The organism is Pseudomonas sp. 3A(2025) (assembly GCF_054589175.1).
In genome coordinates, this window is the sequence record NZ_BAAILM010000095.1 from 347,027 (window position 1) to 363,119 (window position 16,093).

The window sequence follows — 16,093 nt, forward strand, 5'->3', positions numbered from 1 at the left end:
CAGGATAACAAGAGAGCAGGAACATGCTGGTACTGACGCGGGAAGTGGGCGAAACCTTTTCTATCGGCGACGAAATCACTGTGCAGATTCTCGGAGTGAGCGGCAATCAGGTGCGCTTTGGCTTCGAGGCCCCCAAGCACATCAAGATTCATCGCGCCGAAGTATTCCGGCGCATCGCCCAGACCTTGTCCGAGCCGCAGGAGCGACCGCAATCGCCAGCGGCCTGAGTTCGCTCAGTCGAACATTTCCTTGGGCACCTGATGGCGGGCCATCAGTTGGCACTGCTGGCTTTCAACATCGAAAAAGATCACCGCCTGGCCTTTGCTCAAGGCATGGCGCACGCGCAGCACGCGGGTTTCCTGAGGCGTGTCATCGCCATTGTCAGTGCCGTCGCGGCTGACGAAATCCTCGATCAGGCGGGTCAGGGTTTCAGGTTCGAGTTGGTCGTACGGAATCAGCATGGTCGGCTCTCACGGCAGGGCCGAGGATGATAGTGCACAGCGCAGGACCGGTCGAGCAGCGCCCGACCGGTTCCCATGGGCGTATCGTTTACTCCTCGCGACCCTGGCCGATCAGGCTGTCGACCGGCGGAACACGAGTTTCCGGCTCCATCTGCGTCTCGTGCTCAAGCTGATGGCTGAAGCTTTCCAGCGACGCCTTGCCCGGTTGTGCATCGCTGGCGAACACTGGCGGGCTGAGGATATAGGCGCTAAGCAGCTTGCTTAAGGCCGCCAGGCTATCGATATGGGTGCGCTCGTAACCATGGGTTGCGTCGCAGCCGAATGCCAGCAAGGCTGTGCGGATATCGTGCCCGGAGGTAATCGCCGAGTGCGCATCGCTGAAGTAGTAGCGAAACACATCGCGGCGTACCGGCAGTTCATTGTCCACGCCCAGGCGCAGCAGGTGCCGCGACAAATGATAGTCATAAGGCCCGCCGGAGTCCTGCATGGCCACACTGACCGCATGTTCGCTGGAGTGCTGGCCCGGTGCGACCGGGGCGATGTCGATGCCGACGAATTCGCTGACATCCCACGGCAATGCACCGGCAGCACCGGTGCCGGTTTCTTCGGTAATGGTGAACAGCGGATGGCAATCGATGACCGGCTCTGCGCCGCTGTCTTTTACCGCCTTGAGGGCTGCCAGCAATGCCGCCACACCGGCTTTGTCGTCCAGATGGCGGGCGCTGATATGGCCGCTTTCGGTGAATTCGGGCAGTGGATCGAAGGCGACGAAATCACCAATGCCCACGCCCAGCGACTCACAGTCGGCGCGAGTCGCGCAGTAGGCGTCCAGGCGCAGTTCGACGTGGTCCCAACTGACCGGCATCTGGTCCACCGCCGTATTGAACGCATGCCCGGAGGCCAGTAGCGGCAGCACACTGCCACGAATTACGCCCGTGTCGGTAAACACGCTGACACGGCTACCTTCGGCAAAGCGGCTCGACCAGCAACCGACCGGCGCCAGTGACAAGCGACCGTTGTCCTTGACCTCACGGACGCTGGCGCCAATGGTGTCCAGGTGCGCCGACACCGCGCGGTCAGGGCTGTTCTTGCGGCCCTTGAGCGTGGCGCGGATGGTGCCGCGCCGGGTCAGTTCGAAGGGAATGTCCAGTTCTTCCAGGCGCTCGGCGACGTAGCGCACGATGGTGTCGGTAAAACCGGTAGGGCTGGGAATCGCGAGCATTTCCAGCAGGACTTTCTGCAGATAATTCAGATCCGGATCAGGGATATTTGCATCAGGCATGGAGGAAGCTCCTTCGGAGCAGCAGCAAGTTTGAAGCTACAAGCTGCAAGAGGTATTGAGCCACTTGCAGCTTGAGGCTGATAGCTTGCAGCTGCCTTTAGTGATGGGCGGGCAGGCTGTGTGGAAACAGTAGATCAACAAAGCGCTCGGCGGTGGGTTGCGGTTCATGATTGGCCAGGCCTACCCGTTCGTTGGCCTCGATGAACACGTATTCAGGCTGGTCGGCGGCAGGCACCATAAGGTCCAGGCCGACGACCGGGATATCCAGGGCGCGTGCGGCGCGTACGGCCGCGTCGACTAGCACTGGATGAAGGATGGCGGTCACGTCTTCCAGGCAACCGCCGGTGTGCAGGTTGGCAGTCCGGCGCACGGCCAGGCGCTGGTCCATGGGCAAGATGCTGTCGTACTCGAAGCCGGCCTCGCGCACCGTGCGCTCGGTTTCTTCGTCCATCGGAATACGGCTTTCGCCACCGGTGGCTGCGGCGCGGCGACGGCTTTGGGCTTCGATCAACTGTTTGATGCTGTGTCGACCGTCACCAAGGATTTCGGCAGGCCGGCGGATGGCGGCGGCCACCACCTCAAAGCCGATGACCACGATGCGCAGATCCAGGCCTTCATGGAAGCTTTCCAGAATCACCCGGGTGTCGAACTGCCGTGCGCGTTCGATGGCTTGTTGCACGTCTTCAATCGTACGCAGGTCCACCGCCACGCCCTGGCCTTGTTCGCCGTCCAGCGGCTTGACCACGATGCGGCCGTGTTCTTCGAGAAACGCCAGGTTGTCATCGGCGCTGGCGGCGCGCTGTTGTGCTGGTAAACGCAGGCCGGCGGCTTTGAGTGCGCGATGGGTCAGGCTTTTGTCCTGGCACAAGGTCATGCTCACCGCACTGGTGAGGTCGCTGAGCGATTCACGACAGCGTATGCGCCGACCGCCGTAACTCAAGGTGAACAGACCGGCATCGGCATCGTCGACTTGCACATCAATGCCGCGGCGATGCGCTTCTTCGACGATGATCCGCGCATAAGGATTGAAATCCGCCTGCGGGCCGGGACCGAGAAACAGCACCTCGTTGATGCCGTTCTTGCGCTTGATGGCGAAGGTCGGCAGGGTGCGGAAATCCAGCTTGGCGTACAGCGCCTTGGCCTGGTGGTTGTCATGCAACACCGACAGGTCAAGATAGCTCAGGCCACGGCTCATGAAATGCTCGATCAAATGACGCACCAGCACTTCGCCGACACCAGGGCGCGTGCAATTGGGGTCGACCGCCAGGCACCACAGGCTGCTGCCTTTTTCAGGGTCCTGAAACGCCTTCAAGTGGTTCAGGCCCATGACGCTGCCGATCACCGCATTGGTGGTTTCATCCTCGGCCAGCCAGTACACCGGGCCGCCTTCATGGCGCGGGGTCAGCAGCGCAGGGTCGATGGGCAACATGCCGCGGGCAATGTACAGGTTATTGATCGCCTGCCAATCGGCCTCGTTCTGCGCCCGACGAATCCGAAAGCCACGAAACACCCGCTGCGCCGGACGGTAGTCGCTGAACCACAGGCGCAGCGTATCGGACGGGTCGAGAAACAATTGCTGCGGCGCCTGGGCCAGCACCTGTTGCGGCGCGGCCACATAAAGCGCGATATCGCGCTCGCCGGGTTTTTCGTTGAGCAGCTCCTGGGCCAGTGCCGCAGGCTCAGGATAAGTGTGACCGACCAGCAGTCGTCCCCAACCGCAGTGCAGGGCCAGTGGCCCGCCGTCGCTCTGGTTGCCGTCTTCGGCAAACTGCGCCTGCAAGCGTTCGTAGGACGGTGACTGACGTCGCAACAGTCGCTGATTGTAAGTGGTGGCGTTGGATTTCATGGATCAGAGTCCTTGTTCGCTCAGCCACAGGTTCAAAGCCGCCAATTGCCACAGCTTGGAGCCGCGCAGTGGCGTGAGCTGGTCCTTGGGGTTGGTCAGCAGAGTGTCGACGATAGACGGGTTGAACAGGCCGCGATCCTGGCTGGGGTCGAGCAACAGCTCGCGTACCCAGTTCAGGGTGTTGCCTTCCAGATGCTTGAGGCCTGGCACCGGGAAATAACCTTTCTTGCGATCAATCACTTCGGCCGGAATCACCAGGCGTGCCGCTTCCTTGAGCACATGCTTGCCGCCATTAGGCAGCTTGAAGCGTGCCGGAACCCGTGCCGACAGCTCGACCAGGCGGTAATCCAGAAACGGCGTACGCGCTTCCAGGCCCCAGGCCATGGTCATATTGTCTACGCGCTTGACCGGGTCATCGACCAGCATCACGGTGCTGTCCAGACGCAGCGCCTTGTCGACCGCCGCTTCTGCGCCCGGCTGGGCGAAGTGCTCGCGGACAAAGTCACCGGCAGCGTCGTGGTCGAGCAGCCATTTTGGTTGCACGGTAGCGGCATATTCGTCGTAGCTACGGTCAACGAAGGCAGCGCGATATGCAGCCACCGGATCGCTGGCGCCATCGACTTGCGGGTACCAGTGGTAACCGGCAAACAGTTCGTCAGCACCCTGGCCGCTCTGCACGACCTTGCAATGCTTGGCCACTTCACGCGACAGCAAATAGAAGGCGATGCAGTCGTGGCTGACCATCGGCTCGCTCATGGCCCGGAAGGCCGCTGGCAATTGCTCGATGATCTCGCTTTCTTTAATACGCAACTGGTGATGGTTAGTGCCGTAATGCTTGGCGATCAGGTCCGAGTACTGGAACTCGTCGCCGCGTTCGCCACCGGCATCTTCAAAGCCGATGGAGAAGGTCGACAGGTTCTCGGCACCGACTTCGCGCAGCAGGCCCACCAGCATGCTGGAGTCGACGCCGCCGGACAGCAGCACACCGACATCCACCGCCGCACGCTGACGAATTGCCACCGCTTCGCGGGTGCTGTCGAGCACACGCCGACGCCAGTCTTCGAAACTCAGGTTGCGTTCGTCTTCACGTGGGGCGTAGGGCAGGGTCCACCACACCTGTTGCTCACTCTTGCCGTCGGCATCGATCAGCAGCCAGCTGGCGGGCGGAAGTTTCTCGACGCCGGCCAACAAGGTACGCGGTGCGGGGACCACGGCATGGAAGTTCAGGTAATGATTGAGCGCCACCGGGTCGAGCATGCCGCTGATATCGCCGCCCTTGAGCAGCGCCGGCAGGCTGGAAGCAAAGCGCAGACGCTTGTCGGTTTTCGACAGGTACAGCGGCTTGACGCCCAGACGGTCGCGGGCAATGAACAGGCGCTTGCTGTCACGCTCCCAGATGGCAAAGGCAAACATGCCATTGAGCTTGGGCAGCAAGTCCTTGCCCCAGGCGTGATAGCCCTTGAGCAGCACTTCGGTGTCGCCACCGGAATAAAACGCATAGCCCAAGGCTTCAAGCTCGGCACGTAATTCCGGGAAGTTATAGATGGCGCCGTTGAAGGCCAGCGACAGACCCAACTGGTTGTCGATCATCGGCTGCGCCGAGCCGTCGGACAGATCCATGATCTTCAGACGACGATGGCCCAGGGCAACTGGCCCTTGGCTATGAAAACCCCACGCATCCGGGCCGCGAGGGGCCAGATCGTGGGTGATTCGTTCAACAGCGGCAAGGTCCGCTGGTTGATTGTCAAAACGTAGTTCGCCTGCTAGTCCGCACATATGTCCTTACCGGGTTTCCGTTGGGGAGGTGACCGTAAGAGCAGTCACCCAGAAACTGACCCGGTGAGAGTGTGGGAGTTTTAGATCAATCGGTTATAAGGGCGGGATGAGTGCAATGCACTTCTACAATCAATACCCTGTCATCTCCAGATACCCAACCCCCTCCTGACTGCCACTCACCGTCACCGGACCTTCCCAGTACTGCACATCCAGATCCATCCACGCCTTGGGATTGAGCGCATCGGTGGTGATCGCCAATTGCTTGCCGGGGATCTCGATCGACCAGCGGGTGGGCAGGGGTTTGCCGGCCACGCGGGTTTGCTGCAAGGGCGTGAGCTTGATGTCGTCGGCGGCCAGGCTTTGCACTTTGCCATCCTGACCGATCCAGCTGCCGATCAGGTAGTGATGGCCGCTGTCGCGGCGGATGCGATAGAGCATCACGCGCGTGCCATCACGCAGGTGCAAAGAAAACCAGTCCCAGCCACTTTGATCGGCAGTCAGCGGCTGACTGCTCCATTCGCGGTCCAGCCAGGCCTGGCCTGTTACAGCGTGGTTCTGGCCATCGATGCGCAGTTGGCCTTTTACGCTGAAGAACGGCTGGCTGTAGTAGTACGAGGCCTGGCCTTGTTCGGATTTGCGGCTGTAGCCTTGTTCGCCCTGTAGCACCAGAGGCCGGTCGCTGGTCAGTTGCAGGTCATACTCGAATCTGGGGTCGCTGGCCCGCAGGCGCGCTTGGGTCATGGGGTCGGCACTGCTGCCGGCGGGCAGTTCGCTGTTCAACGACCAGTTGTCGATCCAGGCGCTGAACGGCGTCAGGTTCACGCCGGCCTGGCCGACACCGCCACGCCCCAGGCGCTGGGCGGCGTGGTGGGTGGTGGCTGAGGTCACGGCGGCGTGGCCCATCCACAGGAAGGGGTCGTTCCAGCCGGATGTCGTTGGGCCTGGGCGCAGGGCGCTGCGAAACAGGGTCCATTGCACGCCAAACGGCTGGCCGTTGGCATCCTTCAGGTTGGCGGTGATGTACCACCATTCGATGCGAAAGCCTGCGTGCGGTGCATGGTCCAGCGGGAAGACGAAAGGGCGGCCTGGCGTCACTTCGGTGAACGCACCACTGTCTTCGCCCAGCCCGGCAAAACCCTGCGTGGCTGGCGTTGGGTCATCGCAACCGCTGAGCAGCAACGCGCCGAGCAGGATGGCCAGCCAGTCAATTCTCACGGTCGAAGCTCCTCAGCAGGTCGCCTGGCTGGCTGCGGTACAGGCGCCATAACGGCCAGGCCGAGGCCAGCAGCGTGGCAAGCAGCGCCAGGGCCATCAGGCTCAGCCACTGGCCTGGAAACAGGTGCGAAGGCAGGCGCCAGCCAAAGGCCTGCACCTGAATCACGGCGTTCAGGCACCAGGCCAGCAGCAGGCCCAGCGGCAAGGCGGCCAGTAACGTCAGGCTCGCCAGCAGCCAGGTCTGGCCCAGGTTGAGCAGCATCAACTGACGCCGCGTGCCGCCCAGGGCCCACAGCGGCGCCAGTTGTCTCAGGCGGTCCTGGCTTTGCGTCAGCAAACTGATGAACAGCGCGATAGCGGCCACGCCCAGGGTCAGACTGTTGAGGGCGGCGGTGGCGGCGAAGGTGCGCTCGAAGACCCGGCTGGACCATGCCTTGAGCTGTTGCTGGTCGACGATACGGTTATCATCCAGCGCAAAGACCGTCTGCAATTGGGTCGTCAATGCGGCGATATCGGCGGGCGCGATGCGCAGATTGAAACGGCTGGGCGGCAGGTCCGGCCAGTGCTGCAACAGGTGCCGCGCATCGACCAGCAAGTGACCACGGGCGTTGCCGTAATCGGCGTAAAGCCCCACGATGCGCGGTGTCCAGCGGCCCTGCGGCACCGGGATATCGAGTGAGTCGTCAAGATTAACGCCCAGGCGTCGAGCCAGTTGTTCGCTGATCATGACGCTGTCTTCGTCGGCAAGACGTTGCCAGACATCGCCGTCGCTGGCAGCCAGCAAGGGCCAGTGCTGTCGATAATGAGGATTCGCCACGGCACCGTGCAGTTCCGCCGGCCAGCCTTGCAGGCGAATGCTGACCTGCCAGTCGGGCAGCACTGCGCTGACCGTCGGCTGCCGGGTCAGCCAGGTGTGCAGGTCGCGGGCCTGTTCCGGGCTGGCGGCGGTGACGTACAGCTCGGCGCTCAGGCGTTGGTCGAGCCAGTCGCCGAAGGTCTGGCGAAAGCCTGAGGTCATGCTGCCAGCGCCGATACTGGCGGCCAGGGCCAGCAGCAGCGCGATCAAGGCCAGGCTCAACGCTGGAAGCTGCTGGCGGCAATCAGCCAGAAACCAATGGCCCAGTACCGAGCGACTGCGCCGCAGCGCCGCCCCGAGCATTTTATCGAGCAGCACCGGCAGGCCGAGCGCGGCGCTGAGCAGGATGGCGGACACCAGGATGAAACCGCTGAGCAGGTTGTCACCCATCAATGCGAGCAACGCAGCGGCAAGGGCCAGCACTGAAATCTGCGCTTGCCGGCGTAACCAGCGCTCATAAGCCTGACGCCACGCCTGTACCCGAGCCAGTGCCAGCAAGGGCAGGCGGGCGGCGCGCAACAGGCTGCTGACTCCGGCCAATAGCGCCCCGAGCAAGGCCACGGCCAGACGGCTCAGCCACCACGAAGCACTCAGGTCAAGTTGCCCTGCCACCGCCGCGCCGTACAGGCCGCGCAGGCTGGCCGCCAGGTCCGGTAGCAGCCAGCCGGCCAGCAGGTAGCCACTGATTATCCCGGCCACCCCGGCCAGCAGCGCCATACCGGTCAGTTCCAGGCCCAGTGCACCGATCAGCAGCCGCGCACTGACGCCGCTGGCGCGCAGGTTGCGCAGCAGGCCGCGTCGCTGTTCCAGCGCCAGGCCGATGGCGGCATGCACGATAAACAGACCGACGACAAAGGCCAGTACGCCCAAGGCATCAAGGTTCAGGTGAAAGCTTTCGGTGAGCCGCGCCAGATCGTCGCTGCTGTCGCCGTGCTGCATGACCAAAAGGCCTGCCATCGGCGCAGGCAAGACGGGATTGGCGGCGGCAAAGTCGCGGGCCACCAGCAGGCGGCTGATCTGCCCCGGCATCGCCAGCACCCGCTGCGCCTCGCCGATGTCGGTCAGCAGGACGCCGGGGGCCATGTCCGCCAGGCTGCGCAGCGGTGGCAGGGTCTGGCCGTTATCGCTCGTTGGTTGCTGGCCTTCTTCAAGGCCCAACGCTTGCAGCGTGTCGCGGGCAATCCAGGTCACGCCCGGCACACGCAGAAAATCCAGCAGTTGCCCGACCCCCTGACGTTGCCCGGCCAAAGCCAGGTCGCGGGGCAGGGTCAGCGGTTCGATGCCAATCAGTTGCAAGCGCTCTCCATTCAGCGTCACGCGGCCTTGCACCTGCGGTGAAACCGGCCACCCGGCGCGGCGCAGGTCGACGAAAATCTGTTGGGGAAATGGCGTATCCGACGAGGTGGTCAGCCAGCTTTGCGGCTCGCCACCGAGTAACTGGCTGGCGCGCTGATAACTGTCTAGCGCCTGGCTGTTGAGCGCTTGTACACCGGTCAACAGACCGGTAGCCAGCCACAAGCCAGTGAGCACGCTGAACAACTGCACCGGATGGCGTCGCCAATGGCTGAGCAGGGCACGCAGTGTCCAGTAAAGCACCGACATCTCAGGACTGATCGGCGCTGACCAGCCGCCCCTTGTGTAATACCACCCTATGCATCAGGTGGGCGGCAATGCGCGGACTGTGTGTGACCATCAGCAGACTGGTGGGGCTGTCGGCCAGCAGATCGAGTAACAGCGTGAGGACTTCGTCGCTGGTGGCTTCGTCGAGGTTGCCGGTCGGCTCATCGGCCAGCAACAGGACTGGACGCGAGGCAAGGGCGCGGCCGATGGCCACGCGCTGCTGCTGACCGCCGGACAGCTGTTCGGGGTAACGGGTCAGCAGATCGCCCAGGCCCAGGCGTTCGACCAGATGCGCCAGCCATGCCGCATCATGGCGCCCGGCCAGGCGTGCCTGAAACGCCAGATTGTCAGCCACCTTGAGGCTGCCGATCAAGTTGAACTGCTGGAACACCAGGCCGATGCCGGTGCGTCGCCAATTCGCCAGACTGGCTTCGCTCAGACCGTCGAGACGCTGGCCGTCAATCTCGATATGCCCGCCGTCGGCGCGGTCCAGCCCGGCGATCAGGTGCAGCAAGGTGCTTTTGCCGCTGCCCGACTCGCCCATCAGCGCCAGGCTTTCACCCTGCGCCAGTTGCAGGCTGACCCCGTCGAGCACTTGCAATGGGCCAAGAGCTGTGGGGTAGTGCTTGAGCAGATCGACAACCTGCAGCATGGGCGATGACTCACATTGAAGGCCGGGTCAGTTCTGGCCGCAAGCCCGGTTGGCCGCCAGCGCAACGTCCAGCAGGCGCGGTGGCGGCAGGTTCAGGTCGCTCATCAGGGCCGCGTATTCGTCGGCATTGGCCACTTGCAGGCGCGGGTTGTGTCGCCGCTCTTCGCCAATGGTCGAGCAGGTCCAGCCTTTGTAGTCGTGCGCCGGGAACACCAGCGTGTCATCGCCCAGATTCAACAGACGTTGCAGGCTGCTCCATTGTTGATGGGCGCTGCCGTTCTGGAAGTCCGTGCGACCACTGCCGCGAATCAACAGCGTGTCGCCGCTGAACAGCCAGGTTGGCTGGCGACCCCGTGCAGCCAGCAAGAAACAGTAGGAATCACGGGTATGCCCCGGCGTGTGCCAGACCGTCAGCTCGCGACCGCCAAGGGCAAGGCTCTGGCCATCGTGGAACGTGAAGCTGGCGCACGGCACCTGGCTTTCCTGGCCCAGCCCGGTGTTACAGCCGGTAGCATCGCGCAGGTCGCCCAGGGCCGTGATGTGGTCGGCGTGGGTATGGGTGTCGATGGCCATGATCAGTTGCAGTTCCAGGTCGGAAAGCAACTGAAGATAGTCATTCAGATGCTCTTTGACCGGGTCGATCAGCAGCGCTTGTCCGTGATCGGCCAGCAGGTAACTGTAGGTGGATGTCTGGCTGTCGAACAATTGACGGAACAGCATGCAAGCCTCCATTTTCAGCACTGTGCAAGTGTTCACCGTAGGGGCAATCGACGCTCAGGTCAAAGGCGTTGCTGCAATTGCCTGTTACAGAAATACGCACAATCTAGCTTTTGCTCTGTGTTTTCGGGCCTCTTATCAGGTTGCGCAAAACAAACCGGTTAGGGTGGCAGGCCTCGGCCACGCTACGCGGCATGGGCAACGGCTCATTGTTCAGCCAGGCGGCCAGCAGTTCGGCTGCCAAGGGGGCGGTGATCAGTCCGCGTGAACCGTGGCCGCTGTTGATGTACAAGCCGTCCAGCCAGGGGCAGGGCAGTGCTGGCACCTGGCGCGCGTCCTTGGCCAGTGCCGCATAGGTGTCGACAAATGCCTGACGATCGGCCAGCGGGCCGACGATGGGCAGGTAGTCGGGGCTGGTGCAGCGAAACGCGGCTCGGCCTTGCAGTTGTTCTGCATCCAGATGGGCGGCATTTAGACGTTCGCTCAGGTCGGTGGAGATTTCTTCCAGCAGTTGCAGGTTGCTGCGGTGCTCTTCAAGGGTCGGGGTCAGGTCGAGGTTATGAAAGTCGAAGCTGGCACCCAGCGTGTGCTCGCCCTCGCGGGCCGGGGCCACATAACCCTCGGCGCAAACCACGGTACGCAGATGCTGGCTGGTGTTGGTGGCGGGCAGGCGGGTGATCTGCCCGCGAATCCGCTTGAGCGGTAGCTCGGCGCTTTGTGCGAAATCCTTGATTTGCGCGGCATTGGCCAAAATGGCTACCGGTGCACTGGCCAGCAGGCGTTCGCCGTCCCATGCCTGCCATTGACCGTCGACCCGGCGCAGTTCCAGCGCTTGATGGTGCAACAGCGTCTGGATATTCGGATGCGCGGCCTGCTGGCGGCACAGTGCCGGTGGGTGCACCCAGCCGCCTTCGGGGTAATACAGCCCGCCACTGCCCAGATGTACACCTGCTTGTTGCTCTGCCGCTGGCTGATCGAGCAAGTGCAGCAGGCTTTCGGGAAAAGCCTCGGCCAGTTGCGCCTGGCGTTGCGCTTCCTTGGCGTCGAAGGCCAGTTGCAATACGCCGCAATCACTCCATTCGCTACCGCGCTGCAAGCGTTCCAGCAGGCGCCGAGTGTGGCCGAAGCCGGCAAGAATCAACTGCGACAGCGCGGTGCCGTGGGCCGAGAGTTTCAGGTACAGCACGCCTTGCGGATTGCCCGAGGCTTCGCTGGCCAGGGCGTCGTGGCGCTCCAGCAACATGACCTGCCAGCCGCGCATGGCCAGGCTGCGCGCGGTGCTGCAACCGGCCAGGCCGCCGCCGATCACCAGTGCCCGGCGTTCAATCTCAAGCGCAGGCGGGCGGGCGAACCAGGGTTTGACCGCAGCCGCCGGCGCGACTTCGTCCGGCCAACCGGCAAAGGTGCCGCGCATCACTTCCCATTTGTGGCCAATGCCGGGGATGCGCTTCATGGCAAAACCCGCCGCTTTCAAGGCGCGCCGCACCCAGCCGGTGCTGGTGAACGTGCCCAGGGTTGCCTGTGGCGCCGACAGCCGGGCCAGTTCGGCAAACAGGGCGTCGTTCCACATGTCGGGGTTTTTCGCCGGCGCAAAGCCGTCGAGAAACCAGGCGTCGATCTGCCCGTCCAGTTGCGTCAGCATCTCTTGGGCGTCACCGATCAGCAGGGTCAGGGTGACGCGTTGGTCCTCGAAGATCAGGCGCTGAAAGCCCGGATGAATCGCCACGTACTGCGCCAGCAACGGCGCTGCCTGTGCGGCCAGTTCCGGCCACAAATCCAGGGCACGTTGCAGGTCGGCGCGGCTCAACGGAAATTTCTCGACGCTGACAAAGTGCAGTTGTGCATCCGCCGGCGCGCACTCGGCAAACAGCTGCCAGGCGCAAAGAAAATTCAGCCCGGTGCCAAAACCGGTTTCACCGATCACCAACCGCCCGCCTGCGGGCAGGGTCGAGAAACGCTCGCGCAGGTTGTTCTGGGTCATGAACACATGGCGGGTTTCTTCAAGGCCTGAGCCGGTGGCGAAATACACATCGCCAAACACGCTGGAATTGGGATTGCCATGTTCGTCCCAGACGATCTGGGCATGGTGAAGGGGGCTGGTCATGTTGGCTCGGTCTTTACGGGGGCGGCAGGCGCGCCAGTTTACCTGCCGCACGTGCTATGTGGGCGGCAAACCGATTGACCCATTTGCTGCATTGGTGGTCTTTTAATGGGCAAAGGGCTATCCACCAGAGCTGGCAAAGGGAGTTTCTGATGTTCGAATCCGCCGAAATCGGCCACGCCATCGACAAGCAGTCTTACGACGAACAAGTGCCCGCCTTGCGCGAGGCCTTGCTCGATGCGCAGTACGAACTGCATGAGCAGGCACAAAGGCCGATCATCGTGTTGATCAACGGCATCGAAGGTGCCGGCAAGGGTGAAACCGTCAAGCTGCTCAACGAATGGATGGACCCGCGACTGATCGAGGTGCGGACCTTCGATCAGAAAACCGATGAAGAACTCGATCACCCGCGTGCCTGGCGCTATTGGCGCCAGTTGCCGGCCAAGGGGCGCATGGGGATCTTTTTCGGTAACTGGTACAGCCAGATGCTGCAAGACCGTGTTCATGGCCTGCTCAAGGACCCTGAACTCGATCAGGCGATCAGTGGTGCCGAGCGCCTGGAAAAAATGCTCAGCGACGAAGGCGCGCTGATCTTCAAGTTCTGGTTTCACCTGTCGCGCAAGCAAATGAAGCACCGTCTCAAGAGTTTGCGCGACGACCCGCTGCACAGCTGGCGTATCAGCCCGCTGGACTGGCAGCAATCGAAAACCTACGACAGGTTTGTGCGTTTCGGCGAACGTGTGCTGCGCCGCAGTAGCCGTGAATATGCACCCTGGCATGTGATCGAGGGGGCAGACGCCAACTACCGTAGCCTGACGGTCGGTCGGCTGCTGCTCGAAGGCATGCAGGCGGCGCTGAATACGCCGCAGGTCGAACCCCAGGCGCTGGCTGTAGGCGCGCGGGGTACTCATGACGATGACCTGACGTTGCTCGACAGTCTGGACTTGAGCCTGTCACTGGAAAAAGACGACTACGAGGTCGAGCTGATTGCCGAGCAGGCGCGATTGTCGCTGAACATGCGCGACAAACGCATGAAACGCCATGCGCTGCTGGCGGTGTTCGAAGGCAATGATGCTGCTGGCAAGGGCGGTGCCATTCGCCGTGCGGCAGCGGCACTCGACCCGCGTCAGTACCATATCGTGCCCATTGCCGCGCCCAGCGAAGACGAGCGGGCGCAGCCGTATTTGTGGCGTTTCTGGCGGCAGATTCCGTCGCGGGGCAAGTTCACTATCTTTGATCGCTCCTGGTATGGCCGGGTGCTGGTGGAGCGGGTCGAAGGGTTTTGCAGCGACACCGACTGGCTGCGCGCTTACGGCGAGATCAACGATTTCGAGGAACAGCTCACCGATGCCGGCGTGGTGGTCGTCAAGTTCTGGCTGGCGATCGATCAGCAAACCCAGCTGGAGCGTTTCAAGGCGCGGGAGAAAATCCCCTTCAAGCGTTACAAGATCACCGAGGACGACTGGCGCAATCGCAAGAAGTGGCCGCAGTACCGTCAGGCGGTCAGCGATATGGTCGATCGCACCAGCACATCGATTGCGCCCTGGACGCTGGTTGAGGCCAATGACAAGCGCTGGGCGCGGGTCAAAGTTCTGCGCACTCTTAATGAAGCACTGGAAGCGGCGTTCGCCAAGGATAGGAAAAAATAGTATTTGCGCGAAAGTTGCGTGCCAATCAGGTGTTTATGTGGCCGCTCATGTGGGAAGGAACTACAGAACATTCCGTTAGCTTTGAGTGAAATGTCCTAGTATTCACCGATACCTTGCACCTGGCGCAGTAGCTCCCTACTCTGCGCCAGTCGCGGTACTCCGGTTGCCATAGGCGCCGGTGTCGCAAGGCCCGCAGCTCGCGGTGCGCCGCGACGCTATGTTTGGTCGACAAGGACGCTGGCCACCGCAAGCCTCATGGAGATCACTCATGTCCGATTGTAAGCCCGCCACATCCTGTCTGTTTTCGATTATCGACACCGTGAATCCGGAAACAGCCCTTAATCACGCCTCCGATTTGCTGCGCTGCATTATCGCAACGGCAAGTGAAGGTACCGAAGCCACTCAGGGTGCAGGTCGCGATCTGAACCTGTCCGTCCTGCATCTGGCGCAAATGACCAAAATGCTGGTTGACCGTTCGCTGGACAGTCTGTCCGTCGCCTGACGTCCTTCAACCGCGTAGTTGCCGCAAGCCCGAAGGGTTCAGTGTCCGCGTAACCTGGCTATGTTTTGCCAGTGGACTGTCAGGCGAGTTTCGGGCTGTGTGGCCATTATCCTGAAAATCATCATGATGGGTCGGCAGGGCGGGTATAAGCGCTTCGGCCAGCGCCCGCAGGATAGCGCTGTAAAGCGGAGGAAAATCGCGCATGGGGTTGGGTCCTTGCTGATGTGAGGTGTAACGCCGGGCGCCGTGAAGCGTCACAAGCGTGTAACAACAGCTAAGAACAACTTTTAATCAGGATCAGACGGTTTTTGCATAAGGCTTATGCCGGTTTGACAGGCGTGTGCAACGTTTTCTGACGCGCTATCCACACGCTCACCAGCGTGGCGCAGACCAGCAACAGGATTCGCACCCAGGTCAGCGGCACCCACCAGCAGGAAATGCCGATGCTGATCCACATCAGGGCGATGGCGTAGACCTTGGCCTTGAGCGGAATGCCGTTGCCGTGCAGATAATCACGGATCCAGGGCCCCAGGCGCGGGTGATCGACCAGCCAGTGGTAGAAGCGGGGTGAGCTGCGTGCAAAGCAGGCAGCGGCCAGCAGCAGGAAGGGAGTGGTGGGCAGCAGCGGCAGGAAAATGCCGACGATGCCCAGCACCACGCTCAGCCAGCCGGCGGCCAGCAGCGCGTAGCGCACCAGTGCATGACGACTGGTGCGCGGCGGGTGTTGCGGCATCTCAGTGGTGACGAGGCTTGAGAATCGCCGGTTTTTCGTCGGGTGCCTGGCACAGCAGAAACAGTGCAGTCAGGGCTTCTGGAATCTGCACGATCATGTCGTCCATCAGGTTGGCATCCTGGGCGATGTCGGCAAACTCAGGCTGCTCGTCGAACAGGCCCGAACCCACCATGATCGGCAGGAGCATTTCGCTGACTTCTTCTTCGGCCTGTTCGAACCAGGCTTCTTCGCGCAGGAACACCCCTTCCATGAAGCCGATGCACCAGCCGCGCAGGTCGGAATCGTCCGGGTCGTTGCCCAGGTCCAGGTCGCACGGCAGTTCGAACTCTTCGTCCGAGGCCAGCTGGCGGGCAATATGGGCCTTGAGCAGCACCAGCGTGGTTTCGACCTCTTCGCGCTGGGCGTCGCTTGCATAGTGCGGCGGCTCGGAGAACAGGGCGTCGATCCACTCGCGCTCCGGCACTTCGTCGGCACAGATCGACAAGGCAGTCATGAAGCCGTGGGCGGCCACATAGTCCAGTGCTTCATCGTGCAGGTCATCTGCATCGAGAAAGACTTGCAGGCGGGTAAGTTGCTCAGCGAAGGACATGGACGGACTACCTAGGAAATAAACGATGCTGAATTCTAGGCCCTGAGCGTCCGGTGCGCTACCCACCATGGTGTCAGGATCGATATTCGACCGC

General features: G+C 62.1%; 14 protein-coding genes. 3 read left to right on the forward strand and 11 right to left on the reverse strand.

What is annotated here, in order from left to right; translation table 11 throughout:
• The first annotated feature begins 23 nt into the window (after positions 1 to 23).
• On the forward strand, positions 24 to 227 hold the full coding sequence (csrA, locus tag ACYP2A_RS25220) for a carbon storage regulator CsrA (RefSeq protein WP_459748646.1): 204 nt from the start codon (positions 24 to 26) through the stop codon (positions 225 to 227).
• Between the two features lie 6 nt (positions 228 to 233).
• On the opposite strand, the gene ACYP2A_RS25225 is transcribed toward csrA, so the two are convergent.
• The 9 genes from ACYP2A_RS25225 to mnmC form a co-directional block, all read right to left on the reverse strand.
• Positions 234 to 461 (reverse strand): YheU family protein, encoded by a 228-nt coding sequence (locus tag ACYP2A_RS25225; RefSeq protein ID WP_459748647.1) that lies wholly within the window; start codon positions 459 to 461, stop codon positions 234 to 236.
• Between the two features lie 88 nt (positions 462 to 549).
• On the reverse strand, positions 550 to 1,743 hold the full coding sequence (locus ACYP2A_RS25230; protein ID WP_459748648.1) for an osmoprotectant NAGGN system M42 family peptidase: 1,194 nt from the start codon (positions 1,741 to 1,743) through the stop codon (positions 550 to 552).
• A 97-nt stretch (positions 1,744 to 1,840) separates the two neighbouring features.
• Entirely contained in the window at positions 1,841 to 3,589 is a 1,749-nt protein-coding gene (gene ngg, locus ACYP2A_RS25235) for an N-acetylglutaminylglutamine synthetase (protein WP_459748649.1), read from the reverse strand.
• 3 nt (positions 3,590 to 3,592) lie between these two features.
• On the reverse strand, positions 3,593 to 5,365 hold the full coding sequence (locus ACYP2A_RS25240; RefSeq protein ID WP_459748650.1) for an N-acetylglutaminylglutamine amidotransferase: 1,773 nt from the start codon (positions 5,363 to 5,365) through the stop codon (positions 3,593 to 3,595).
• A 129-nt stretch (positions 5,366 to 5,494) separates the two neighbouring features.
• The gene (locus ACYP2A_RS25245) at positions 5,495 to 6,580 is read right to left on the reverse strand and encodes a lipocalin-like domain-containing protein (RefSeq protein WP_459748651.1); all 1,086 of its coding nucleotides are present in this window, start codon (positions 6,578 to 6,580) and stop codon (positions 5,495 to 5,497) included.
• A complete protein-coding gene (locus tag ACYP2A_RS25250) occupies positions 6,570 to 9,038 on the reverse strand; it encodes an ABC transporter permease (protein ID WP_459748652.1) in 2,469 nt (822 codons plus the stop codon). The genes ACYP2A_RS25245 and ACYP2A_RS25250 overlap by 11 nt, the downstream gene beginning before the upstream one ends.
• A gap of 1 nt (position 9,039) precedes the next feature.
• Positions 9,040 to 9,708, reverse strand: a complete 669-nt coding sequence (locus ACYP2A_RS25255) for an ABC transporter ATP-binding protein (protein WP_459748653.1) — start codon at positions 9,706 to 9,708, stop codon at positions 9,040 to 9,042.
• A 27-nt stretch (positions 9,709 to 9,735) separates the two neighbouring features.
• The gene (locus tag ACYP2A_RS25260; RefSeq protein ID WP_459748654.1) at positions 9,736 to 10,428 is read right to left on the reverse strand and encodes an MBL fold metallo-hydrolase; all 693 of its coding nucleotides are present in this window, start codon (positions 10,426 to 10,428) and stop codon (positions 9,736 to 9,738) included.
• A 103-nt stretch (positions 10,429 to 10,531) separates the two neighbouring features.
• Positions 10,532 to 12,529 (reverse strand): bifunctional tRNA (5-methylaminomethyl-2-thiouridine)(34)-methyltransferase MnmD/FAD-dependent 5-carboxymethylaminomethyl-2-thiouridine(34) oxidoreductase MnmC, encoded by a 1,998-nt coding sequence (mnmC, locus tag ACYP2A_RS25265; protein ID WP_459748655.1) that lies wholly within the window; start codon positions 12,527 to 12,529, stop codon positions 10,532 to 10,534.
• A gap of 149 nt (positions 12,530 to 12,678) precedes the next feature.
• Between mnmC and pap the strand changes: the two genes are divergently transcribed.
• Both pap and ACYP2A_RS25275 read left to right on the forward strand, forming a co-directional pair.
• Positions 12,679 to 14,175 carry a polyphosphate:AMP phosphotransferase gene (pap, locus tag ACYP2A_RS25270; RefSeq protein ID WP_459748656.1) on the forward strand — a complete coding sequence of 499 codons (1,497 nt, stop codon included), beginning with the start codon at positions 12,679 to 12,681 and terminating at the stop codon, positions 14,173 to 14,175.
• A gap of 268 nt (positions 14,176 to 14,443) precedes the next feature.
• Positions 14,444 to 14,677 carry a DUF6124 family protein gene (locus tag ACYP2A_RS25275; protein WP_459748657.1) on the forward strand — a complete coding sequence of 78 codons (234 nt, stop codon included), beginning with the start codon at positions 14,444 to 14,446 and terminating at the stop codon, positions 14,675 to 14,677.
• 319 nt (positions 14,678 to 14,996) lie between these two features.
• On the opposite strand, the gene ACYP2A_RS25280 is transcribed toward ACYP2A_RS25275, so the two are convergent.
• Together ACYP2A_RS25280 and ACYP2A_RS25285 are read right to left on the reverse strand one after the other, a co-directional pair.
• Positions 14,997 to 15,410 (reverse strand): YbaN family protein, encoded by a 414-nt coding sequence (locus ACYP2A_RS25280; protein WP_459748658.1) that lies wholly within the window; start codon positions 15,408 to 15,410, stop codon positions 14,997 to 14,999.
• A 1-nt stretch (position 15,411) separates the two neighbouring features.
• A complete protein-coding gene (locus tag ACYP2A_RS25285; protein WP_459748659.1) occupies positions 15,412 to 15,999 on the reverse strand; it encodes a UPF0149 family protein in 588 nt (195 codons plus the stop codon).
• Between the last annotated feature and the right edge of the window lie 94 nt (positions 16,000 to 16,093).